This is a genomic window from Pumilibacter muris (assembly GCF_943193045.1).
Taxonomy (GTDB): Bacteria; Bacillota; Clostridia; order Christensenellales; family Pumilibacteraceae; genus Pumilibacter; species Pumilibacter muris.
This window is the reverse complement of record NZ_CALPCN010000002.1, coordinates 84,832-108,925: the sequence shown is the minus strand read 5'-3', so window position 1 is coordinate 108,925 and position 24,094 is coordinate 84,832. Positions and strand designations below refer to the sequence as shown.

The following is a 24,094-nucleotide window of genomic DNA, read 5'->3' as shown; positions in this document are numbered from 1 at the left end:
GAATAATGAAAAAATTAGTTGCGCTTATATTAAGCGCGGTTGCGGCAGTGTGTTGCGTTTCGCTTGCGGGGTGCGGAAAAAACGAAGTGCCCGACGATACGAACGACAAAACGGACGTCGTTAAATTCGACGCATGGACGAAAGATGATTTTTTAATAGGCACGTTTGTGGCGTATGGCAACGACGACGAAAAAACGCCGTCTATGAGCGAGCAAACAAAATTGCTTGCCGACAGCGGAGTGAACTTTATAACGTGCGGCAACTGGATTCCCGGTCATGGCGAAGAAATGTTCCGCGATATGTCTACCGAAATATGGTGGCAATACGTTGATAAGGTTATGAAAGAAAATAACATGCTCTATACTTTCGGAGCGGACGCCACAGGTCCCAACACAAACACCCCGAATCCCGAACTCGTTGCGGGCACGGCAAGCAATATGTCGGACGCGGGCGTGGAATACGCCAAACGCATAGTGCCCAAGCTCGAAAACTGCATGGGAATAATGGTGTGCGACGAACCGAGCGTGTTCGCCATTCCGCAAGTTGCCGAGTGGTCGAAAAAGTACGTCGGCATAAAAGAGGGCGTTATGCCGTTTGTAAACCTTTTCCCCGAATATGTCGGCGAAATGTATTTGGGCGGAACTTACGAGCAATATCTTGAAAAATGGGTCACTTCGGTGGGCGCCGAAAATATAGAGTGGCTGAGCCACGATTATTATTCGTTCAGGCAGAACAGCACCGAAGAGGGCATATATTCCAACATGGAAGCTATGCGCAAAGTGGGGCTCAAATACGACCTTAAAACGCACGGATTTCCGCAGTCTTGCGCTTGGCAGGGAATGCGTATGCCGAACGAAAACGAATTGCGTTGGAACGTATACGCCTATCTTGCCTACGGATTTAAAGGGCTTAGCTACTTTAACTATTTAATGTGGGGCGGCGAGGGTTGCTACGACGGCGTAATAGATTTGAACGGGCAAATTCAGCATAAAAATCTTTACGACTTTATGACGGACATGAACAACGACATTCACTACATGAACGATATGTTAATGAATCTCGACTGTTTGCACGCCTACCACACCGACGACGAGGACGGTTGCGAAAAGCTCCCCGCAAATTCGCTTATAGGGGTGGAGAAAGCGGACGACGGCAACGATTTTATAGTGTCTTACATGAAAGCGCGCGACGGAAGCGAGCCGCACATTGTGCTGTTTAACAAGTCGTGGCGGTTCGAGTCGGAAGCGCAGAATTTTACGGTTGGCGAGAGTAGCGGAATAACGGGAATAGAAGTTTGGAATCCCGAAACGAAAAAATACGAAGAAGTTCAACTTAGCGGCAACAAGTTCGCTATGAATTTCAAAGCGGGCGAGGGCAAATATTTGCGTCTTAAAGGAAACGTAAATATGAACTGACGTATTTTGCACAACTAAAAACGCCGAAAAATCCGAGAATAAAACTTTCTCGGATTTTTTACGGAATGGAGCGTTGTTTTGGTTGCGTTTTTGGAGTAATGCGGTTATACTGTGGTTATGTGTTCGGCGAACTTTGCGAAATTCGAGCGCAAACTGTTTCGCCGGATTTTAACGGTTAAAAAACGCGTTTATTTAAGCGCGGGCGTAAGGCTTGCGCACGTTAAAAAAAGGAGAAAAATATGAGCGTTAAAGAAAGTTGTTTTGAAAAAACGGGTGTAATGATAGACTGTTCGCGCAATTCTGTGCTTTCGGTTCAGTCGGTGAAAAAACTTATAGACGTGCTTAGTAAGATGGGATACGATTCTATTCAGCTTTACACCGAAGACACGTTCGAAGTTAATAACGAGCCGTATTTCGGATATTTGCGCGGGCGATACACCAAAGCGGAATTAAAAGAAATAGACGCGTATGCCGTTAAGCGCGGCATGGAGCTTATTCCTTGCGTGCAAACTTTGGCGCATTTGGGTAAGCTGTTTAGGTGGCAGCCTTACGGAAATATAAACGACTGTCACGACATTTTGCTTCCCGAAGAGGAGCGCACCTACGAGCTTATAGAAAATATTTTCGCGTCGGTCGCCGAAAGTTTTACGTCGCGCAGAATAAACATAGGCATGGACGAAGCGCACTTTTTGGGGCGCGGCGCATATCTTGAAAAGCACGGATACAGCGAGCGCACCCCTATAATTTTGCGGCACTTGCAAAAGGTTGCGGCAATCGCGGCAAAACACGGGTTTAATTGCTTTATGTGGGGCGATATGTTCGCGTCGCGCGCTGACGCCGAAAAGCTTCCCATACCCGAAAACGTGGAGCTTGTGTATTGGGATTATTACAGCACCGAGCGCGCGCATTACGAAGAGAATTTTAACAAGTACGAGAAAATTACGAACCGCATAATGTTCGCGGGCGGCGCCTGGACGTGGTTCGGGCTTGCTCCCCTTAACGGTTACAGCATAGCGGCGTCGAAAGCGGCGATAGAGGCGTGCAAAAATCACGGGGTTAAAGAGGCGTTTTTCACAATGTGGGGCGACGACGGCGGAACGTGCTCGCCGTTCTCCGTTTTGCCTGCGCTGTGCGCTATTTCGGAGTTTGCGCGCGGCAACTTTAACGAAGCCGACATAAAAAAGAAATTCGAGAAAATCGCGGGCATGAAATGGGACGACTTTATGGTTATAGACTCGCCAAACGTGATTTTGCCTGCCGACGCCGAAAGAGTGTGCAACCCGTCGAAATATCTTTTGTATAACGATTGCCTTTCGGGAATGTTCGATTCCACTCTTACGGGAACTGAGAGCGCGCATTACGCGGCATGCGCGAAATCGCTCAAGAAAGCTACGGAGTGCGGCGAGTGGGGCGTTGTGTTCGAGCCGGTGCGGTTGCTTTGCAAAGTGCTCGCTATTAAAGCGGAACTCGGAGTTCGCACGCGCAAAGCGTATAAAGAGGGACGCGAACAGGTTGCGGCTTTGGTGGAAAGCGACTATATGCCGCTTATCAAGCTCGGCAAAAAATTCTACGAGTCGCTCAAAAGTTATTGGGACGCTTTATATAAGCCGCACGGGTTTGACGTTATGGATTACAGGCTTGGCGGTTTGATAAGGCGTTGGAAACACGTTGCGGAAAAGCTGACGGAGTTCGCAAGCGGCGCTCGCGATAAAATCGAAGAACTCGACGACGAAATTCTCGATTACTTGGGCGGCGAGAAACACGAGGGAAAGGCTATTGCCTACAACGGCTTTGCGTCTATTTTCAGTGTAAATTCGCTTTAAGCGTTTTAGCTTGAATATGGAAAACGGCGTAAAAATAAAGGCGCGCGGCAAAATCAATCTGTCGTTGAACATTACGGGCGCGAGCGGCGGAATGCACTTATTAGACAGCGTTACCGCTCCCGTCGATATATTCGACATTGTGAATTTGAGTTTTACGTTCGACGGAAAAACGGAAGTTTCGTTCGCGCCTAAAAAAGACTGCGGCTTTGAATTTTTGCCCGCATCCGTCCCCGCAAACAACACCGTTGTTAAGGCGTTGGATTTTTTAAAAAGCTTCTGCCCGAAAATAGGTGTGCGCGCGTTTGTTGAAAAAGGCATTCCGCTCGGCGGCGGTTTGGGAGGTTCGAGCGCCGACGCGGCGGCAGTGCTTGCGGCTGCGGTAAAGCTTTATCCCGAAATTTTCGAGCGTAACGAAGTTATGCGCGGTAGCGTGCGCGTCGGAAGCGACGTGCCGTTGATGTTCGCGGGCTGTTTTTCGCGTATGAGCGGCGCGGGCGAAAATGTGGAGCGTCTTGATTATTTTTTATTGCACACCGTTATAGCAAGAAAAGGAAGCGAAGTTTTTAGCGGCAAAGCTTACGCCGAGTTCGATAGGCTTAACCCCGCGCGCAAACTGTGCCCGTCCGATAACGACGCGCTTTCTCGCGCGCTCGGCGCGGGCGACTTACGCGGCGTTGCGGCTCAAACCGGCAACGCGCTGACAAAAGCTTCGAAAGCGTTTTGCCCCGAAATAGAAAACGTTATAAACATGTTGAATTCGTCGGGTGCGGCGGCGGCATGGATGACGGGTTCGGGAAACTGCTGTTGCGGACTGTTCGAGAGCGAGAGCGCGGCGATTTCTGCGGCTAAGATATTGAACGAAAGCGGCGTGTGGGCGGCTTATGCTCCGTGTGCGGAAGAGGGCAACGTTTTTATGTAGTGTTTTGCGCGCGTTTTTTACGCTTGCGCGTATAAAATTTATTATTTCGGTCTAAAATCGACGTGAGAATAAAAGTTCGCGTCGATTTTTTTAATGTGTAAATTCGGCGCAAAAGGAGTTACTGTATGTTAAAGAAGAAAATTTGCGCGTTGATTGCGGTAGTTTTGATTTTGGCGCAAATATTTTGCGCGGGTTGCGGCAATACTAACACGGAAGATAAATTGCTGAGAATTCACGTTCGCGCCGATTCCGATTCTCCCGCCGCTCAGGCGGTTAAAAAAGAAGTGGTTGCGGCGGTGCAGTTTTATCTGTCGGAAGAGCTGAAAGACGCGCGAAGCTACGGCGAGGCATACAAAGCGGTGGAAGCGCGTCGGGAAGTCTTGCAGGAAATAGCGAGCGCGGTGCTAAGGCGCAAGGGGTTCGGCTACGGAGCTACGGCAACGCTCTCGAACGAATATTTTCCGGCGAGAATGTACGGCGACACCGTTGTGGAAAGCGGCTATTACGACGCGCTTATAGTGCGGCTCGGAACGGGCGGCGGCGACAACTGGTGGTGCGTGCTCTATCCCGCCATGTGCTACACTCCGAGCGCTTCCGACGAAACGGCTTATAAGTCGTTGGTTGCCGAAATAGCAAAAAAATATTTTTAAAGCGACAAAGGAGAAAACGGTTAAATGGTAATGAACAAAAGAAAAAGCCTATGCCTTATTATGTTGGCGCTCGTTATTGCGCTCGGCGCGTTTATGGGCGCGTCGTCGGTTCGCGCCGATGCTAAAAACATAATTAAAGGCGACACAAAAGAAAACATTAGAATAGTGCAACAGCGCCTAAAAGAGCTCGGCTACTATAAAATTTCGGTAGACGGCATTTGGGGACCCAAAACGCTCGCGGGAGTTAAAAACTTTCAGCGCGCGAAAGGGCTTGTTGTAGACGGAATAGTGGGCTCGCGCACAGAAAAGGCGCTCGGAGTAACTCTTAAATCGAGCGGCGGAAGCACTTCGTCTACGAGCAACGCCGACCTTAATCTTTTGGCGCGTTGCGTATACGGCGAGGCGAGAGGCGAGCCTTACACGGGGCAGGTGGCTGTTGCCGCAGTGGTTTTAAACCGCGTTCGCAGCTCTAAATTCCCAAACTCCATTTCCGGCGTTATTTATCAGTCGGGAGCGTTCACCGCAGTGGCGGACGGGCAAATAAACCTTTCGCCCAACACTACGGCATATAACGCCGCCCGCGACGCATTGAACGGTTGGGACCCCACAAACGGCTGTTTATACTATTATAACCCCGCCACAGCCACAAGCAAGTGGATTTGGAGCTTAAAGGTTGAGCTTAAAATAGGGCGGCACAATTTTGCTCGCGGTTAAAGGAGGCTTAAACGATAAATTATGGAACACAGAAAAGAAAAACATTCTAAGGGTTGGCTCATAACTTCGGTTTCGCTCATGTTGTTTTCGGTGTGTCTTGCGGTTTCGCTTGTGTTTTCGCTCGCGCACAACGGCAGAACTCAACAGGCGCTTGAGAGCACCTACGAACAAAATCTTTACGAACTCGGCGACAATTTGAACAACATAGAGGTGAACCTCTCAAAACTCATGATTGCGCCCGAAGGACGGTTCGCCACCGTTTTGCTTACCGACGTTTACAGCGAGGCTTTGGCGGCTGAAAAAGCGCTGTCGTCATTGCCCGTTGATTGGCACGACAGCGAAAGCGCCGCGAGCTTTTTAAATAAAGTGGCGGATTTCGCGGTTTCGTACCAACAGGCGCTAATCGCGGGAAAGTCGGGCAATAATTACGCCGACACGGTGGAAAGCATGTATGTAACCGCGCGCCGACTTAACGCGCAAATAGGCGATTCTGTGGCTCTCGCGTCGCAAAACAAGCTCGACATTCGAAAGATAACTTCGAAAAAGCCTTTTGTTTTCCGCAGTTCCGATAATAAAGTTTCGCACAATTCAATAGAATATCCCGAGCTTATTTACGACGGACCTTTCTCCGACGGAAGAGCGAAAGAGCACTATTGCCATTTCGACGGAGCGGAATCAATTTCGCTTAAAGAGGCGAAAGAAATCGCAATGGCGGCGCTTCCCGAATTTAAAGCGAAATCGGTTACGAGCGCGGGCAAATCGGGCGATGAGCCGCTATATGAACTCACGGTTTCGGGTGAACGCGGAGAAGCGTATTTCAGCGTAAGCGAACACGGCGGCAAAATAGTGAACCTCACCGTGTCGCGTCCGCTCGGCGCCGTAATGCTCGGGGAAACAAGCGCTAAGGCTTGCGCTAAAGATTTCGCGGCTCGCGTTGGCTACGACGTTGAACCCGTGTGGTATCTTGTTAGCGGCGGCGTGGCGTATGTTAATCTTGCGCCCATTGAAAACGACGTTGTTTTTTACACCGACCTCGTTAAAGTTAAGGTGGCGCTCGATAACGGAGAAGTGCTCGGTTTGGAGGCGAAAAATTACTGCCTTAACCACACGCAGCGCCCTACCGAACTTAAAATGAACAGAGCCGCCGTTCCCACTCTTATAGACTCGCGGTTAAAACTCAATTCGGTGCGCGGAGCTCTTATTCCGCTTGAAAACGGCGAACAACGGCTTTGCTACGAAGCGGCATGCGAATATAAAGGACTTGACTACTTTATATACCTCGACGCCGCCGACGGCGAAACGGTGAAGATTATGCGCACGGTAGACAGCGAGCAAGGAAGTCTCGTAATGTAGAACGTCGGTTGATACGCAACCGAAACGACAAAAACGGACAAAAATCTTTCACACGCTTGACACTCGGGGGGGGGTGTATTATAATGGTTCTTGAATAATATAATAGAATCGTTAAGGAGAAAAGCGTGTATGTCCGCAACAGACGAAATCGCGGCAATCGCCGCCGAGTGGCGGCGAATATCCGCGTTTGTAAAAAAAGAAACGGAATGTTCCGCCGAGCAACTTATAGCAACCGCTGCGGCAACCGACGCGATGCTAAGTAAGAGCAAACGCAATTTTTCGGAACTCTCGCAAAAGAAACGCGAATTGCCGAAACCCGCAATGTCGCAAGACGGAAAAGTTTCGAACGACGATATCGAACTTTGCCTCGAACTGTCGCGCAAGGCGTCTTGGCGCAAAAAGAATTTCGACGGCGAGGGCTTCCTCGATTATTTCGACGCCGTAAGCATAACGCTTATGGCGTCTCGTCAGGCTTACGAGCGCAAAACAAAGACGGAGACAGAGCGTGAGGCGAAAGAGGCGGAAGAGCGCGGCGCGCGCGAAGAAGCGGCGCGTATTTTGGCGGAAGCCGAAGCAAGACGCATAGCCGAAGAGGAAGAGCGCAGGCGCGCCGAAGAAGAAAGACGCGCGCGCGAAAAAGCGGCTGCGGAGCGAAGAGCGCGCGACGCAGAAAGACGCAAAAAGAACGCCGAAGAGAGCAGAGCGCGCAGGCAAAGGGAAGAAGCTCTAAGAATAGCCGAACTTAAAAAAGACAATAAAGTTAAAAAGAGATGGCATTTCAGGCAGTTTCTTAAAACGCTTGTGTTTTTAATGCCTCTCGCGCTTTGCGTAGGCGTGGGAATAGACTTATTTAACAAGGATAACGAATATCGCGTTAAAATTCCCAGAACCACGAGTTTATCGTGGGGAGTCGCGGTGTTTTTGTTCGTGCTGTTTTGCATACTGTCGCTAATAATTACGCTTGTGCTAATATCGAGAATGTTCTCTAACGAATACTTTGTGTCGAGAAAAAAAATCGCATATCAAAAACGTTATAACGCATGGGCGGTTATTGTGTTTGCGGTTTGCGTGGGAATCGCGTCAATCAATCTTGTGCCGTATGCGCTCAACCAACGGAAAAACAAAATGACGTTTTTCGGCGGCGACTACAAAACTTACGAATATGTTGAAAAAGGCAAGCATATAATTTTGCCCGAAAAATGCGATAAGAGCAACAAAGACGGCGGCTCGTATATAACCGAATATTCTTTAAAAGGCTGGGAAATAGGCGAAGAATTTTACTTGCCCGGCGCCGAATACGACTTGCAGGGAAAAGAAGAGGCTCATGCCGTTTTCAACGAATTTTCATACGGTTTTATTTCGCGCACATACAGCGCCGCAACAATTACGATAAGATATACATATAACGGCGCCAACGTCGAAGTAAAAAGCAAGGAAACAAAAGTGCCGCTCGGCGCGGAAGTCACCGTAACCGTTTCGTTTAAGTACAGCTATACAACCAAATTCACGGTAAACAATAAAAGCGTTAAAAGCCCGTACACGTTTACTATGGAGGGGCATACCTCTGTGTACGCTTCGAGCGAGGACGCTCCCGGTTGCTTTGCCGAAGGAACTCTTATAACGGTTAAAGGCGGCGTTAAAAAGCCTGTCGAAGATTTGAAAGCGGGCGACGAACTTTTGGCTTTCAATCACGAAACGGGCAAATTCGAATACGTTCCGCTTCTTGTGAACGTGCACGCTTTGCAACCCGCCGAATGTTACGACGTTATAAGTTTGCGTTTTTCGGACGGCAACGTGCTGAGAATAGTTGACGAACACGGATTGTTCGATTTGGATTTAAACAAGTACGTTTACATAGACGGCAACAACGCCGAAGAATTTATAGGGCACCGATTTGTTTCGGTTAATTGCGAAAGCGGGAAAATCGAGAAAAGCGTTGCAACGCTCGAACGGGTGGAGAGAACGAACGAGCTAATAAAAATATATAATCCCGCGTCGGTATGGCATATAAATCTTGTGGCGAACGATATGCTTACCCTTTCGGCGGGAATGACTAACCTTTTCGAATACGGCGAAGGCATGAAGTACGACGAGGAAGCTATGCGAGCCGACATAGAGAGGTACGGTTTATATACTTACGACGATTTTAAAGAATACGTTTCGGAAGAAGTTTTTGCGGCGTTTCCGTTTAAATATTATAAGCCCGCCGTAGAAAAAGGACTGTTCACAATGGAAGAATTGTTGGAACTTATTCGGCTTTACGACGATTCGGCTTCGGTGAAATAGTTTTCGGCGTCGATTTTGTTGTAATTTTTTTCGAGGTGCGGTATACTGTGAATATGGAAAACGATTACGACGTTATTATAGCGGGCGGAGGTCCCGCAGGACTTGCCGCTGCGATTTACTCGGCGAGAAGCGGCGTGCGCACCGTTGTGCTCGAAAGTCTTGCGGTAGGGGGAGTGGCGGCTGCCACTCCCGTAATAGAAAACTATCCGGGTTTCGAGAGCATATCGGGTTTTGAACTTTCGCAGCGAATGGAGGCTCAGGCGGTTTTTTGCGGCGCCGAAATAAAGTATGCCCGCGCCGAAAAAATCGAGGACGGGGAAATTAAAAGAGTTGCGCTCTCTACGGGCGAAGTTTTGCGCGCCCCCGCGCTTGTTTTGGCTACGGGAAGCGAGCCGAGAAAGCTCGGGCTTGGCGGCGAAAAAGAGTTGCTCGGCGCAGGACTCAGTTATTGCGCCACTTGCGACGGCAATTTTTTCAGAGGCAAAACTGTGGCGGTAGTCGGCGGCGGAAGTCATGCGGCTGCGTCGGCGGAATACCTTGCGCCCATTGCGAAAAAAGTGTATAGAATTCATTCCGGCAAACTCGCCGTTGCCGACGGCGTGGAAAATATAGAGAACGCTCGCATACAAGCTTTGGAGGGGAATCCTCTTACGGGCGTGAAACTCGCTTTGCCAAACGGCGAGCGCACATTAGAGCTTAACGGTTTGTTCGTGGCGCTCGGCTATACTCCCGCGTCCGAACTTATAAAAGGGCTTGTTGCCACCGACGGGAACGGCTATATTATTTGCGACGAGAAAATGCAAACGAACAAAAACGGAATTTTTGCGGCGGGCGATTCGGTGAAAAAATCGCTCAGGCAGATAGCCACAGCGGTGTCGGACGGAGCAATAGCGGGGCAGTTTGCCGCCGTTTATGCAAAACGCTTTAAAAATTTAACGGCAACCAAGTAGTTTCGCTCAAAAAAAATAGAAAATAGGTGCTAAAAGTAGGTGCATTTTATTAACTCGTGTGATATAATGTAGTAGCTTGAAAGATATTCGGGCAAAAAGAAAAGGAGGCAAAAGTCATTATAATGGACGACTATCCGAGTCGACGATACCGTAATTTATCCGCGCCTCCTATTTCGGCGGCTTGATTTTCAGTATGCCTTTCGTTTGGCGGCGCGGACTTTTTATGCGGTTCGGGTCGCTTATTTTTTACATGACGGGAGGTATTAAAATTATGTTGAACGTGTATTCGATGCCCGCGCAAAGCAGAGAACTCAAAACGCTTGACGCGATTGAGGCGGGCGCTTGGATAAATCTTGAAAATCCGTCCGATAAAGAGCTTGAAGAGGTTGCGCGCGCTACGGGAGTGGGCGAAGATATGCTTAAAGCGGCGCTCGACGAAGAAGAACGCGCGCGTATAGAGACCGACGAGGGAAACACTCTTATTATAGTGGACATTCCCATAATAGACGACAGCGCCGATTGGTATGTGTATTCCACTCTTCCTATGGGAATTATTACGGCGGGTTCGTATTTTATTACCGTTTGCCTGCGCGATACGCCTGTGCTCGGCGATTTTATTAAGGGGAGAGTGCGCAATTTCGACGTGAACAAGCGCACGCGGTTTATTTATCAAATACTCTACCGCAACGCAACCAAGTTTTTGCATTGTTTGAAACAAATAGACAAAACGAGCATGAGAGTGCAACAAACGCTTCACCGCTCTATGAAAAACAAAGAGCTTATTCAGCTTCTCGACCTTGAAAAGGCGCTTGTATATTTTTCTACTTCGCTTAACTCCAACCAGGTGGTTATAGACCGTTTACAAGCTATGAACACCATTAAGCACTACGAGGAAGACAACGAAATTCTCGAAGACGTTATAATAGAGAACAAGCAAGCCATAGAAATGGCGACAATTTACCGCGACATAATGTCGGGTACAATGGACGCCTTTGCGAGCGTTATAAGCAACAATCAAAACATAGTTATGAAATTTTTGGCGGCGTTCACCATAATTCTTACAATTCCCACCATTGTGGCGTCGTTGTGGGGAATGAACGTAGGCGTTCCTTTCGAGGGGCATATTTGGGGCTTTTGGGTTGTGGTTGGCATAATAGTTGCTATAACCGTTCCCGTTCTTATCATTATGATAAAGAAAAAAATGTTTTAGCCGGCGAAAGAATATATTTGTTTTGCGCGCGGTATATGGGCGCGGTTTTTAAGGAGTTGGAAAATGGCTTTAATAGAATTTATTTGCCCCAAGTGCGGTTACGAAAGCGAAGAAATCGTAAAGTCGGACGGAAAATATCCGAACTGCCCCGAGTGCGGCGAAAAGCTGAAACAAAAGCTCAGCGGCAAGTGCTACACTAATTGCGCGGGTAAATCGGGCGGCGGTTGCGGCGGGAACTGCTCTTGTTGCGGCGGTTGCCACTAAGGGTTTTTATAAAAATTCTCTTGCTTTCGGCGGGGGAATTTTTTTATCGAGATAAATTTTTTTAATAAATTTTTGAAAATGTTGTTTTGTCAAGCCTTTTTTAATAGGTTTTTAGAAGTTTTTATAAATTTTCTTAAATATACCCGAAAACGGGCAAAAAGTCAAGTAAAAAGGGGTTTGACGAGCCTTGCGGCGGGGTATAGGCGGGCGAAAAACCGATAAAAGGACATAGAAAAGCACCGCCGCCCGTTCGGGTGCGGTTGTATTCGCCCGATGTCGCCGTGTCTGTGCGGTCGGTTAAGCGTTTATGCCGCTTTCGGCTTTAATAATCGAACGTGATAAACGCCCGCCGCCGCGTTTTTCAATTCGTCCAATAATTCGGCGCGTTTTTCGAGCGGTGTTTGCCAAACCCGCCGCCCGTCTTTATCGCGGAGCGCGGAGTGGGGACAATTATTGTAACGGTTGCACCAATCGCGCATTTTTTCGCATAATTCCCCGTATGTACTGAATTTCAAAAAGCGGTAAAAATTCTCGCTGTCGGTGCGGTGCGACCGTTCGACTTTTCCGTTATGGCGGGGCGTGTATGCCCGTATAAGTTGATGTTTGATTTTTAATTTGTTCATTATTTCGTCGGCGATATGTACCTTTTTGCAACCCGCCCCGCGTGGGTTTGTAAATTCGCCGCCGTTGTCCGTTTGAATACAATCGGGAATATATCCAAAATAAACGATTGCGCGTTGTATAAAGTTTTTTGTCGCTGTTGCCGTTTGTTCCGTATATGGATAAATAAAACGCTCGCGCGTTGCTTCGTCAATCATTGTGTATTGAAAAAAGCGCGTGCGTTTTTCGTCGCAGGGGACGACTCCTTTGTAACATTCGCGCGGGACGTATTTTACGTCCATTTGCCATTTTACGCCGAGCATTGTCGGCGTGTCATACGGTTGCGGGATATAGCCGTCGTATTCGCGGGCGGGGCGGAGTTTATGCTTCATTAAATACCGATAAAAACCGCCGTATGTGCGCGAGTAACCGTATTGCGTGCGCAGTACGCCCAACGCTTCCGCGTAACTGATGTCGGGGCGTTCAGCAAAAACGGCGGCAATGTTTGCCGCTTCCGCTTCCGTGTGTGCGTTCGGGTGCGGGGTGTGCGGGCGGCTTGACTTGTTATCAAGGCTTGCAAGCGTACCGTCGTATTGCCGCCGCCAACGGTAAAGGCTTTGCACCGTACATTTTGATTTTTTCGCGGCGTAAAAGTAGTCGCCGCATTTGTCCCATAATTCGAGGGCTTTTTGTTTTTCCCGCGCCGAAAATTTGATACCTTTCATATTTTCCTCCGTGAAGTAAAAGCGGGCGACCGTGATGTGTCGCCCGCTTGCGTTTTATTGCTTTTTTTCTAACTGTTCAATCGCCCAACGTAAAAACTCGGTTTTACCCATACCCGCCGCCGCGATAGCGGCGCAAACGCGGTTATACTCGTCGGGCAAAAGGTTTACAACAAACCGCTCGTATTTACCGCTTATTTTTGCGTTATACCGCTTGTCGGCGGCTTTTTGCGCTTCGCTTCTTGCCATATCCGCACCCCCTTAAAAAATGCTATTTTCGGCAACAAACGCCTTCAAACTTTCAAAAGTGGGGCAATCGACTTTTGATACATTCGCCGATATGGTAACGCGGTCGGCGGCAAGCGATACCGTCCAAGACGCTTTATTTTCGCGCACCGTGTAAATTTTGCCGTTTTTTTCGATTTTCATAATATGCCTCCTTGTAGTTTATATTTGAGTGGTGGGCGGGCGGTTTTACGCCGCCGCCAATTCGCCTAAACAACAAAAGTAAAACATTGCTTTTAATTCGTCGGGGGTGTATTCGGTGTTGTTCGACTTTACAACCAAAGTGCAATTACCCGCTTGATTGCCGATTTCAATGTCAAAATTAAAATATGTTTTACCTTGTAATTTTGCTTTGATTTTCTCGGCTTGATTTTTTGTAAAATAACCGTCTATTATAGTGTGTATCATTTTTTGACTCCTTTTTTAATTATTTGCCGTCAATGTGCTTTTATACGGGTTGACAAACCCTGCGCCAATGTGTTACAATAGGACTTACGAGGGGCGGTTTCCCGCCCGCTCTGCCTTTGCCGATTATTTGTCGGCGGTGGTGGTTGCCTTGTCGGGCTTCGGCTTCTTCAATGTGATAGTAACCTTTACGCTTTCGACCGCTGTTTGGTTATCAATCGCATTTGCCAAGTCTTGCAAGGCTTTTTTTATTGCGTCCACGTTGCTCACCTCCTTTGCTTTTCTTGATTATATTGTATCATATTGCATAAGATATGTCAACAATTTTTACGCATTTTTTCAAAAAAAATTTTAACTTTTTTGCAAACAAAAAAACGCTCCCGATGTGGGGCGTTTTTCGATGTACCGATAACGGTCGACGCATAATTTTATAGCCGCGCTCATTGACAAAGTTTCTCGTGTTTGGTATAATGAATTTGCGACAATACCTATACCACGACAAGAAGTTTGCCAACAAAACGCGGCTAACGGATAGGGGCGACCGTTTTTATCGGTGCGCCGATAACCTTGCGTATATTATATACCGATACGCCGATATTGTCAACACTTCTTGTCGCGGATTGAAAAAAATTCGTTTCAAGGAGTGTTTTTTTATATGTCAATTACGGAGCGAATATTCGACCTTGCGCGGGCGCAAAACAAGCGTCAAAGCGATATTGTGCGGGCGTTAAACGTGCGGGCAAATACGGTTTCAGAGTGGAAAAGCGGCAAGCGGTCGCCGACGCTTACGCATTGCGTAACGCTTGCCGACTATTTCGGCGTGTCGCTTGATTACCTTATCACGGGGCGCGAGCCGCGCGGCGCACCCGTGCAACAAATTATCGGTAACAATAACTCGAATAATACCGCCATTGCGGGCAGTGCGGCGGGCGTGGTGCTTACCGAATACGAGCGCGAATTGATAACGGTTGCGGGGGCGTTCGATATGCGGCGCAAAAACGAATTGTTAAACTTTGCATATCAAATCGAAAAACAAATAAAAGACGAAGGAGGCTTTTAATTATGATGTGGTTTTACAAACTTAAACGGACGGTGCGGATAATAATTGCCGTTGTTGCGTGGTTGCCCGTGTTTATATTCTGCGGAATTATAGGGAGCGATATAGGCGAAAACGCCGAGAATTTGCAAACGTGGCAAGCGATTGTATTTTTGTTGTTGCTTGCTGTCGGCATTGCGTTTACGGTTTTTGCCGTGCTTGCCCGCAAGCGCGAAAAGCAAGCGGAGCGGGACGCGCAACCCGCCGCCGTTCCCGAACGGAAAAAAGATACGTCGCCCGCCGCCGATGTACGGCGACCTTCAGTAATTACAATGTCCGACGCGGCAATACGCGCACCCGTTGACGGCGGTATCAAATTGCCGATGTACACAAAAGCGGTCGGTGTTACGTTCGATAACTGCCAATCGGCGATACAAAAAAGCAATATCGGCGACGCGGTTTTAATCAAGCATAAGCCGACGGACGAGTACGAAAATAGCACCGATATAATAAACGCACGCACGCGGCAACGTATCGGGCGCATAAATTCCGACCTTGCGTGGTCGATGTTAGACGCTTTCGACGACGACTTTATTTTGGACGGCGTAATTGCCGATATAACGGGTGGGAGCGACGGTCAAAATTATGGTTGCAATATCAAGATAACTGGCGAGCATACCGCCGAATAATCGCCGACGCGCGGCATAAAAAACGCCTTCCCGAACGGGGAGGCGTTTTGCTATGTAGTTAAATTATTGCTTGTTTTTCAAGTCGTAGAGCGTCGCTTCGATTTGATTTTGCACCCACGCGCCCACATCGCCGAAGTTTGCTTGTATGTAGTCTTTTGCTTCGGTTGATAATTGCACTTGCGCATTATGTAATGCTTGTTGCAAGGCGTTTTTTTGCGCTTCCTGCGTCCACGCTTCCGTCCCTTTAATTGCTTGCACATACGTTTGATATGTTGCCTTTACAACCGACGCAACAACGTCGACCGCGCCCAACAAAAGGGCTTGCGTCTTTGTGTTTTTGATTTTGGTCGCAACAAGGTTTTTGACCTTAACCAAAACCCAAGAGCCGAGCGCGGTAAGCAACGCGGCGGCGAGTGTAATTGCGATGTTAATTAAAATTTGTTGCCAACTCATAGTTAATCGTCCTCCGATAATTTATTTTGTTTTGTGTGCTTCGGTGGTGTTTCGGGCAACTCCATAATGTCGTTGTAAAGTTCCGTTATTACGCCGTTACCGCCGAGCGCGTGATATGCTTCATATTCGCGCCGTACCGCGTCCTTCGCATATACGGGGCAATATCCGCGCTCCGTCCATTTTTCGTGTTGCCGTATGATTTCCGCGCGTAAAAGGCTTTGCACGCCGTTATTAAGTGCCTTGTGTCGCTGTTTGCCCGACTTAAAATGCGCAATAACCGCCGTTACGACGACCCCGACGGTGGTACTTATAAACGCCGTTAAAATGGTTGCCGCGATGTTCACGTTACACCTCGATAAACCAATCGTCGCGGAGCGACGTTTGCCCGTTTGCCGCGATTTCGTCCTTTGTTTTGCCGTCAAGGGCGTTTACCCATATTTTCCGCGCGTCGTCGATTTCGCGTTGCGTGAGTATGCCCGCCGCCTTGTCTGCGTTTGCGGTTTCGAGCCATTTTTCAACACTAAAAACCGCCGAGCCGCTTTTTGCTTGCTGTTTGTTTGCCATAATGAATATTACCTCCGTTTTTTATTTTGTTGTTTTGTGTAATTACTTACAATGTGTTTGAGTTTGTTTTTCGGCGCATACGGGTAAATATGCTTTTTGTAAAACCCGCAAGCGTTTATGTGCGATAACCAACCGATAAGGGATAAGAGGCTCATTGCTTGTCGCGGTGTGATGTAACCCGTCTTTTTGACTTTGCGTACCCTGCGGCATAATCGAAAAAATATGCGCTTGCGTAAAATGGTCTTATGCTTATAAAAGCGATACCCGACAAAATCAATCGGTCGGGAGTTCAACCGCCATACTTGCCAATTATCTTTTAACTTTAAGCCGATACCGTGCAAATATTCGTTGATAGCCGCGACCGCGCGGCGCAACTTTCTTTTGTTGCTGTCGATTAAAACCATATCGTCGACATACCGCACATAATATTTGATGTGTAATTGTTCTTTTACATAGTGGTCGAGTCCCTCCAAGTAAAAATTTGAAAACCATTGCGACGTATAGTAACCAATAGGCAAGTGGTCGCCGCCGTTTTCGAGTATTTTGCCGATAAGTTCCAACATTCGCCCGTCTTTGATTTTGCGCCTCCACATATCAAGCAAAACGGACGGGCGCACGCTGTCGAAAAACTTTGATATATCCAACTTTGCACAGTACCGCATTTTGCCGTCGTGTATTGCCGTTTCGACGTATGCCTTCGCGTCAGTGCCGCCGCGATTTGGTATGCTTCCGCAACAATACCGATACATACCGCGCATTATAACGGGTTGTAACGCCGTAATAACGAGCCAATGTATTATTTGGTCGGGATAAAATCGCGGTATTGTGATTGTGCGTTGCTTACGGCAAGAATTATCGAAAATTACGCACGTTTGCGACGGCGATAATTGCACGTCGCCCGCTTCGAGAATTTGCTTTAATTCTTGCGCGTAATAATCAATATCGTCGATTATCCGACGCGTATATGCGCGGTCGGTTTTACCTTTTGCCGCGTTGCGTATCGCCTTTTTAATAAAGTCGATGTCGCACATAGTTTCGTATAAATGACCGACCCGCTTCATTTCCTTTAATCTCCTTGCGGTCTTTCAATGCTTTACTAAACCGCCCTCTTTGTGGAGTGTTTTTTGCCAAGTGGCAAGGACTGTCCGCGCTTTAAGCGAATATATCAAGATTAAATGCGACCGCCGAAGTTCGAGAACGCGTACGACGGGGCGCAATAACCGCACCAATACCACAAACCCGCGCTCGCGCCAAAGTCCCAAAGACCACCAACGGCAAGCACCGAGCCGCCCGAATACGCGGCGGAGAGTGCGCCGACTGCCCTTTATTTGTTGTTTTATTCGCAAGGGGGGAGTCCCCCTTGCAACCCCCTTAAAGAGGCTTTTTGCAAAGGCGACCGCCGATGACCGAGTACGCGCTCGACGGGGTGTAATCACCGCTCCAATACCACAAACCCGCGCTCGTGCCATAGATCCAAGCACCACCAACGGCAAGCACCGAGTCGCCCGAATACGCGTAGTCGCAAAAATACGTTGTTATGCTTCCGCCGCTCGCTTCGGTTGCGTACTGTATAAGCGGGTGGCGTTTAAGCGGTGCAACCTTTTTAATGTAGCCATAACCCGCCGCGCGGTCGCCGTGATACACATACGGCGACGCGGTTTTGCCCGCCGCGTAAGATTTCGGGTCGGTGCAAACGTAAACTTTATCGCCGTTAAACGATATGCCGTCGCACCAAGTAAACGTATTGCCCCACAAATTCTCAATGCCGCGATACTTGCAAGCGTGTTTGCCGTCGGTGTTGCTTTCTTCCGACCCCGACGGGGTTTTGACCGCGTCCGTCCTGCCCGTTGCAACTGCCGCCGAATTGCCGTTTGCATATCCGTACATAATCGCTTGCGAGTTCGTCGTTTTCATTTCAACGAGCCATAATTCTTTAATTATCAAGTCGATTAAAAAGTCGTATTGTTGATAGCCGTCGCCGTTCGCTTTGCACCCGTTGCGGAAGGAGTCGCAAGTGATGTTTACAAGCACGGTCGCGCCCGATTTGCTAAATACTTTTGACGCGCTTCCGCTTCCTTCGTACTTGCCGACAAGGATATAATCTAATTCGTTGCCTTCGCCGTCGACGAAAAGGGTAGTAAACCCTTCGTAACGCACGCCCGATATTTGATGTTTGAACGTGCCGTCGGCGTTCGGTGTGATTTTCGCGTAAAATTTCGGTATCTTGATAAACACATTACCCGCCGCGTCCGTTACTTCCTGCATATCGCAATACGGATAGCAACGGTCAAAGTCGCTCGTAATATCGGTTGTGCCGACCGTTACGTTTAAGCCGACCGCGTCGTCGGTGCGAATAAGCGCGTCGGGGTTAGACGAGCCGACTTTATCCACGCCGTAAATTTTCGCTTTTTCAAAGTTTAACATTGTTTAATTGCCTCCTTTAAGGGCGGATATTTCCGCAAATATTTTTTTGAATACTTTGTCAATTTCGCCGCCGCGCGTGTAGCCGACGGCTTTTTCCGCTTCCGCCGCCTGCGCCGCGTAAATAACAGTTTTTGCCGCTTCCGCTTCGGTTGCGGTATCGGCTTTTGCGGCTGTGTCCGCGTGCGCGGCTTTTGCGATTTTATCGCCGCTATGTACAAGGTCGTCGGCGGGGTACGTTGCTTGCGGCTCGCCGTTAAGCGTAACCTTCGTACCTTGCTTTTCCGCAATCTGCGTTTCAAGCGCGTCGACCTTGTCGCTTGCCGCTGTCGCTGTTTCATTTGCCGCGCCTGCGGTTTCGACCGCGTCCGCCGCCGTATCGTTTGCCGATTTGATTTGCGCGTCAAGTCCGTTTGCGGTTGCAAGCGCATTGTCGGCGTTTGTCTTTGCCGCATTTGCCGTCGATACGGCGTTATCGGACTTTGTGTTTGCGCCGTTTGCTGTGGTAACTGCCGCCGCCGCTTTGGTGCGTGCGTCGTTCGATGTATCGACCGCCGCATTTGCCGCCGTAACCGCATTTTGCGCCGTTTCAAGCGCGTTATCGACGATTGCCTTCATTGTGGCATAATCGCAAACGGGCTTTATCAAGCGCGTTAAATTGACGATTTGCGTCCCCAATATTTCAAAGGAATATATCGGCAATTCGTAAGCCGTATTTACGTTGTCCGCTTCCGCCGCGTAAACGTCGTTTTGTTCGAGTTCGCGTTTTAACGCTTCCCAAGACGTTTGCACTTTCGCAATGAGTGTTACGTTCAATTCGTCGGCGGGGTGGTATGTTTCGATACGGGCGACGACGTAACCCTTGAACGTGTCGAAAATCTGCGGGCGCAATATTTCGGGGGCGGTTATTTCCGCCATACGCGCACAAACCACAAACGCGCCCGTCCCGACTTGTATTTGATTGCCGCCGACGACGTTTGCGGCAAGTTCGTCGCCGTAATTCAAATAATAGCCGTGCGCGTTGTTTTGGTCGATAAAGCGCGATTTTACTTCAAGCGCGTACAAGTTTGCGTTAAAGTTGCTTTGCCCTTGAAAAGTAACGGGTCTTATCATTGATTTGCCTCCTATGATTTGATTATTTCGGTCAAAAGTATTTTCTTAAAGCCGAGTTTTATTTTGGTGCTTTTGCCGCTTCCGTTAAGCGTTGTTATTTTTTCACTTATGGGGAGCGTCTTGTAAAGTTTGCCGTCGTAGTACAAGTCGACTTTTGTATATAGCCGATAACCCGAAAAATCGAGCGGGTCGATTACGACGTTATTGTCGATTATGATATTATCGACGTATCGGGCGTTTGCAAGTTCATTGACGGCGTTAAACTGCGCGTCGGCTAAATATTCGGACTCGTAATATTTCGCCTTTACGGGGTACAATCTGCCCGCGACGTTGCCGCTTGCGTCCGCCTGTACAATATCGTTGTTTTTCGTTCGGTAATAGTAAACCGTCGCAAGGGTGGAAGGGCGGGGCTTGTACTTTGGAATATAAACGGGCGAGCCGTCGTCGTTAAATACGGGGTTGCCGTTTTCGTCGGTCTTTTGCGTATCGGTGTAAACGATGTTGCCGTCCGCGTCCGTTTCGGGCGTTTCCACGTTGTATTTGATAGTTGCAACCGCTTTGTTTGTCGTTGCCGATGTTGTAGTCAACTCGTGCATAAAGTCGCTTAAATTGATTTCTACGCGGTCGTCGCACTTAACGAACGTAAAAACGATTTTACCCGCCGCAACGTCGTATTTGCTTTCGATGTTGTACTCATAATATTTCAAGTAGCACTTCAAAAATTTATAAGCATTTACGAATTGATACGACCCTTGCAAACTGCCGTATGTTTCGGTCGTGTCGGTGGTGTCGGACGGGATAATTACGTCAACGGGTATCAAGCGCGTTGCCGCGTCCGCGCTGTCGAATACCGCCGCTTTTACCTTTTCAAAGATTTTCGAGAGCCGCGCGTCAAAACTGCCGTCGACTGTAAAATCAAGCAAAACTTCGGTGTCCCAAAGCGTTTTGAAGTCAAGCCCTTTAATTTTCCGTTTGCGGTTATCGGGCTTGATTTCGTCGGCAAAACACGCATAATCGTAATTGCCCGCGTCGTCGCATAAAACGGCGATTTTCGCGTCGTTTATATCCGTGTCGGATATTCCTTCGGCGGTAAAACTGTCGGGGTCGTAGACGCGCGTCGTCAAGTCGTGCGTTACGTTGTCGATGTTCGTTATATGGTTTTTGTTTTCGTCGTAAATCGCTATATACAAGTCGCCGCCTCCTTAATCGAATAAAAACCGCTTTATCGACATTTCGATTGACCCGTCGTCGTCTGCTGTCATATTCGAGCCGATGTAATACTCGCCCTGCGGCAAGTATAAAAACGATTGCTTTGTTTTATCGGTAAGCCCGTACCCGTTGCGGGCTTCGCCCGTTTCGGTGTCGGTAACGGTTATTTTTTTAGTAGTGGGGTCAATCAAAATTTCCGTGCCGTCCGCGTTATTTGTTGCGAGCGATATTTCCGCGACGATTTTGTCGTGCATATCCGCCAAGTAAAGACGGATATTTTCGGCGATGTCGCCCGTAATTTTTATTACGATAGGCGCGGCGACAAAAAACGGGTTTGACACCTTGTATTTGTTCTTAAACACCATACCCGCAAACCCGAAGGGGAAGTGTAACGGAAAAGCGGTGTCGGCGGCGTTCGTTTTCTTTAACGCGAACGACTCCTCGACGCGTTCGTACCAATATGTTTGCTTATCAAAAGAAAAAGTTTCGACAAATTCGCCGTCGGCGTTGATTTCCGACTTCGGCATTGTGTTTGATACTACTTCGCAAAATTTATCGGTTATTCCGTCGTTGTATTCAAACAAAAACGGCGACGCGCCGCACTCGGCAAGGAATAATGACAAACTTTTATAATTGCCGTAACCGTTCGAGCCGTCTGCGTTAAAATAAATTTTTAGCGTTATCGGGTCGGGGTCGGGCTTGACGTTCGTCAAGTGTTTTCCTTTTTCGCTTTCTTTGTACGATAGCGAAAATTTATTACCAAGTCCCGTCGGCTCGGCGGCAAGCGCGGTATCGTTGTTTAAGTCAAATGATTTCGATTTGTCGTAAGTGTGCAAAATAAAACGTCGCATTACATCGCCTCCGCAAGTTTAATATTGATGTCGCGCACAAGCGCGTCGGTGTCGACTTCCGCCGCATAGTTTTGTATTGTAACCGTTATATTTTGCGTCTTGTTCGTTGTGCTGTTGTCGTAATTGTACGTATCGCCGTATGTGCCGCCCGTGCCGCCGTCGTAAACCGTGCCGCCGCTTCCTGCGCCCGATGTGTCGGGCGGGGTGCTGTCGATAATGGCGTTTACGTCGTCCATATCCTCAATGTCGCTTGTATCAATGCGCAACTTAACTTCGGCAATGCGGTCGATATGAACGCCAAGCCAACCGAGCGCACCGTTTACGCCGTCGATAAGCCCGTTTATAATGCCGATAACAAAGTTAATCGCGTCCTCGATAAAGCCCAAAACAAAATTGATTACTTTTACAACGCCGTTAAATATCGTTGTAACGACTTTACCGAAAAGCGAAAAAAGCGGGGTAAGCCAACCGAGCAATGTGCCGAGTACCTTTAATGGCACTTGTAACGCCTGTAAGCAAAGTTTAATCGGGATAAGCGCAACGCTCAAAAGCGGTTGCAAAATGCTAAATAACGCTTGTATCGCAATTTGTATCGGCATTAAAAACATTTCGACCGCAAGTCCGAGCATATCGAAAAGCGGCGACAAATTGTCAAAAAGCATTTGTATGATTTCGACGAACGGTTGCAACGCTTCTGACACAAGATTTATTACAACCGCCAATATGCCGCCGATAAGGTCTATAAGCGGCTGTATGATTTGCATTACAAGGTCAAGCACAAGCATTATTGCGTCAAGGACGGGTTTTAACGCTTGACCGAGCGTGTCGACAAGGTGGTTTATCGCTTCACGGAAGGCTTCGCAACGGGTATAAAGCAACATTAAAATAATTGCTATTACGCCGATTATCGCAATAATGGGGTGCGCTTCCAACGCCGACAACGCCGAGCCGAGTTGCGGTAATACTTTGATTATGCTCCCGACCGTGCTAACAAGTTTGCCGATACCAAGCGTTAAAGGGGCAAGGGCGGCAACAACGAGCATTGCCTTTAACGCAAAAGATTGTTGCGCGTCCGATAAGCCATTAAACCACTCCGCAAGCCTTTGTAATTTCGGTATCAAGTTTGTTTGTATGCTTTCGGCGAGCCGTTGCATAAGCGGCGCAAGCGACGCGCCGATTTGCAAGCCGACGTTTTTAATCGACTCCTTCAGTAAAAAATAGGTGTCGTCAAGCGTTGCAAGCGCGGCGACCTGTTCGTTTGATAAATAGCCGATTTGTTCAAACTCGCCCTTAAATTGATTGATAGCGTCCGACCCTGCGTTAAGATACGGCAACATTTGATTTGCGACTTTGTCGCCAAAAATCTCGTTTGCGTATGCCGCTTGCAAGGTTTTGTCTTGCATATTCGATAAAGCGTCGATAATGCCGTCGAACATCGCCTCTTTGCTTTCAAAGTCGGCAATATTCAAGCCGAGCGATTGCAAGGCTTGCGACGCGGTGTTCATAGTACCCGTCGACAAGTCAAGCATTGCGGCGCGGGCTTTTATCATTGCTTTTTCAAAGACGCTCCATTCGACCCCACATTGCGCCGTTATGTATTGATACTCTTGCACTTTTTCGGCGGATATGCCAAGTCGCAAAGCAAGGTCATCGACCGCCGCGCCCGCGCTTGCCGCTGATACGTTCAACGCGCCGAGCGATGTAACACCCGCCGCCGCAAGGGTGGATAGGGGGGTCAAGGCTTTACCAACGCCCGTAATTGCGCCGCCGACTTTCGATATATTGTTGCCGAGTTGCGTAAACTTGATTGCGTTTATTTTTTCGAGTTGCTGTTGTAATTGTTGCCCTTGCAATTCGGCTTTCGCAAGTTCGCTTTGCAATTTTCGGTATGCGTCGGTGTCGATGTTTCCCGACTCTTCCAAGTACGCCAAACGGCGGCGCAATGTGTCCGCATTTGCCGCCGTTTGGTCGATAGCCTGTTGAGCGACCTTTTGCGCCCGCGCGAATTTGTCCGCGTCAAATTTTAATTCGAGGCTTTTTTGCAAGGCGTTTAATTCGGTTTGCGACGCTTGCGCCGCTTTCCGCATTGACGACATTTCTTTGTTGAACGACGACGCGTCCGCGCCGATTTCAACCGTTAAGCCGCGAATATTGTCCGCCAT

The 24,094-nt window shown here is 48.4% G+C and carries 26 protein-coding genes; 12 read left to right on the top strand and 14 right to left on the bottom strand.

Annotated features, from left to right (window positions below; translation table 11 throughout):
* Positions 1–5 precede the first annotated feature (5 nt).
* From NFR62_RS03215 to NFR62_RS03170, 10 genes are all read left to right on the top strand, one after another.
* Positions 6–1,415, top strand: coding sequence for a hypothetical protein (locus tag NFR62_RS03215; protein ID WP_251613960.1), 1,410 nt, complete (start codon positions 6–8; stop codon positions 1,413–1,415).
* A gap of 239 nt (positions 1,416–1,654) precedes the next feature.
* Positions 1,655–3,238, top strand: coding sequence for a beta-N-acetylhexosaminidase (locus tag NFR62_RS03210; protein ID WP_251613957.1), 1,584 nt, complete (start codon positions 1,655–1,657; stop codon positions 3,236–3,238).
* A gap of 16 nt (positions 3,239–3,254) precedes the next feature.
* A complete protein-coding gene (locus NFR62_RS03205) occupies positions 3,255–4,157 on the top strand; it encodes a 4-(cytidine 5'-diphospho)-2-C-methyl-D-erythritol kinase (RefSeq protein WP_251613954.1) in 903 nt (300 codons plus the stop codon).
* A 125-nt stretch (positions 4,158–4,282) separates the two neighbouring features.
* On the top strand, positions 4,283–4,807 hold the full coding sequence (locus NFR62_RS03200) for a stage II sporulation protein R (RefSeq protein WP_251613951.1): 525 nt from the start codon (positions 4,283–4,285) through the stop codon (positions 4,805–4,807).
* A gap of 30 nt (positions 4,808–4,837) precedes the next feature.
* The gene (sleB, locus tag NFR62_RS03195; protein WP_251614861.1) at positions 4,838–5,521 is read left to right on the top strand and encodes a spore cortex-lytic enzyme; all 684 of its coding nucleotides are present in this window, start codon (positions 4,838–4,840) and stop codon (positions 5,519–5,521) included.
* A gap of 21 nt (positions 5,522–5,542) precedes the next feature.
* Positions 5,543–6,874 (top strand): PepSY1/2 domain-containing protein, encoded by a 1,332-nt coding sequence (locus NFR62_RS03190; protein WP_251613948.1) that lies wholly within the window; start codon positions 5,543–5,545, stop codon positions 6,872–6,874.
* A gap of 129 nt (positions 6,875–7,003) precedes the next feature.
* A complete protein-coding gene (locus NFR62_RS03185) occupies positions 7,004–9,160 on the top strand; it encodes a Hint domain-containing protein (protein WP_251613932.1) in 2,157 nt (718 codons plus the stop codon).
* A gap of 53 nt (positions 9,161–9,213) precedes the next feature.
* Entirely contained in the window at positions 9,214–10,110 is an 897-nt protein-coding gene (locus tag NFR62_RS03180) for an NAD(P)/FAD-dependent oxidoreductase (protein ID WP_251613929.1), read from the top strand.
* A gap of 271 nt (positions 10,111–10,381) precedes the next feature.
* Positions 10,382–11,320, top strand: coding sequence for a magnesium transporter CorA family protein (locus tag NFR62_RS03175; RefSeq protein ID WP_251613926.1), 939 nt, complete (start codon positions 10,382–10,384; stop codon positions 11,318–11,320).
* A 63-nt stretch (positions 11,321–11,383) separates the two neighbouring features.
* Positions 11,384–11,584, top strand: coding sequence for a zinc ribbon domain-containing protein (locus tag NFR62_RS03170; protein WP_251613923.1), 201 nt, complete (start codon positions 11,384–11,386; stop codon positions 11,582–11,584).
* Positions 11,585–11,889: 305 nt separating this feature from the next.
* Here the strand turns inward: NFR62_RS03170 and NFR62_RS03165 are convergent, their stop codons facing one another.
* From NFR62_RS03165 to NFR62_RS10130, 5 genes are all read right to left on the bottom strand, one after another.
* The gene (locus NFR62_RS03165) at positions 11,890–12,909 is read right to left on the bottom strand and encodes a DDE-type integrase/transposase/recombinase (protein WP_251613920.1); all 1,020 of its coding nucleotides are present in this window, start codon (positions 12,907–12,909) and stop codon (positions 11,890–11,892) included.
* Positions 12,910–12,963: 54 nt separating this feature from the next.
* On the bottom strand, positions 12,964–13,155 hold the full coding sequence (locus tag NFR62_RS03160; protein ID WP_251613909.1) for a hypothetical protein: 192 nt from the start codon (positions 13,153–13,155) through the stop codon (positions 12,964–12,966).
* A 12-nt stretch (positions 13,156–13,167) separates the two neighbouring features.
* Entirely contained in the window at positions 13,168–13,335 is a 168-nt protein-coding gene (locus NFR62_RS03155) for a hypothetical protein (RefSeq protein ID WP_251613892.1), read from the bottom strand.
* Between the two features lie 45 nt (positions 13,336–13,380).
* Positions 13,381–13,599, bottom strand: coding sequence for a hypothetical protein (locus tag NFR62_RS03150; RefSeq protein WP_251613889.1), 219 nt, complete (start codon positions 13,597–13,599; stop codon positions 13,381–13,383).
* A gap of 123 nt (positions 13,600–13,722) precedes the next feature.
* Positions 13,723–13,857, bottom strand: coding sequence for a hypothetical protein (locus NFR62_RS10130; RefSeq protein ID WP_275556878.1), 135 nt, complete (start codon positions 13,855–13,857; stop codon positions 13,723–13,725).
* 394 nt (positions 13,858–14,251) lie between these two features.
* Between NFR62_RS10130 and NFR62_RS03145 the strand changes: the two genes are divergently transcribed.
* Both NFR62_RS03145 and NFR62_RS03140 read left to right on the top strand, forming a co-directional pair.
* Positions 14,252–14,656 (top strand): helix-turn-helix domain-containing protein, encoded by a 405-nt coding sequence (locus tag NFR62_RS03145; RefSeq protein WP_251613887.1) that lies wholly within the window; start codon positions 14,252–14,254, stop codon positions 14,654–14,656.
* A 2-nt stretch (positions 14,657–14,658) separates the two neighbouring features.
* On the top strand, positions 14,659–15,321 hold the full coding sequence (locus NFR62_RS03140; RefSeq protein ID WP_251613884.1) for a hypothetical protein: 663 nt from the start codon (positions 14,659–14,661) through the stop codon (positions 15,319–15,321).
* Between the two features lie 63 nt (positions 15,322–15,384).
* Here the strand turns inward: NFR62_RS03140 and NFR62_RS03135 are convergent, their stop codons facing one another.
* The 9 genes from NFR62_RS03135 to NFR62_RS03095 form a co-directional block, all read right to left on the bottom strand.
* Positions 15,385–15,774, bottom strand: a complete 390-nt coding sequence (locus NFR62_RS03135; RefSeq protein WP_251613881.1) for a hypothetical protein — start codon at positions 15,772–15,774, stop codon at positions 15,385–15,387.
* 2 nt (positions 15,775–15,776) lie between these two features.
* Positions 15,777–16,118, bottom strand: a complete 342-nt coding sequence (locus NFR62_RS03130; protein ID WP_251613878.1) for a diacylglycerol kinase family protein — start codon at positions 16,116–16,118, stop codon at positions 15,777–15,779.
* 1 nt (position 16,119) lies between these two features.
* On the bottom strand, positions 16,120–16,338 hold the full coding sequence (locus NFR62_RS03125; RefSeq protein ID WP_251613875.1) for a hypothetical protein: 219 nt from the start codon (positions 16,336–16,338) through the stop codon (positions 16,120–16,122).
* Between the two features lie 8 nt (positions 16,339–16,346).
* The gene (locus tag NFR62_RS03120; RefSeq protein ID WP_251613872.1) at positions 16,347–17,399 is read right to left on the bottom strand and encodes an RNA-directed DNA polymerase; all 1,053 of its coding nucleotides are present in this window, start codon (positions 17,397–17,399) and stop codon (positions 16,347–16,349) included.
* 310 nt (positions 17,400–17,709) lie between these two features.
* Positions 17,710–18,762, bottom strand: a complete 1,053-nt coding sequence (locus NFR62_RS03115; RefSeq protein WP_251613869.1) for a hypothetical protein — start codon at positions 18,760–18,762, stop codon at positions 17,710–17,712.
* A 3-nt stretch (positions 18,763–18,765) separates the two neighbouring features.
* The gene (locus NFR62_RS03110) at positions 18,766–19,872 is read right to left on the bottom strand and encodes a hypothetical protein (protein ID WP_251613866.1); all 1,107 of its coding nucleotides are present in this window, start codon (positions 19,870–19,872) and stop codon (positions 18,766–18,768) included.
* A gap of 11 nt (positions 19,873–19,883) precedes the next feature.
* Positions 19,884–21,062, bottom strand: a complete 1,179-nt coding sequence (locus NFR62_RS03105; protein WP_251613861.1) for a hypothetical protein — start codon at positions 21,060–21,062, stop codon at positions 19,884–19,886.
* A 12-nt stretch (positions 21,063–21,074) separates the two neighbouring features.
* Positions 21,075–21,932, bottom strand: a complete 858-nt coding sequence (locus NFR62_RS03100; RefSeq protein WP_251613858.1) for a phage distal tail protein domain-containing protein — start codon at positions 21,930–21,932, stop codon at positions 21,075–21,077.
* Positions 21,932–24,094: a phage tail tape measure protein gene (locus NFR62_RS03095; RefSeq protein WP_251613855.1), complete on the bottom strand. Its 2,163-nt coding sequence runs from the start codon at positions 24,092–24,094 to the stop codon at positions 21,932–21,934. Before NFR62_RS03095 ends, NFR62_RS03100 begins: the two co-directional genes overlap by 1 nt.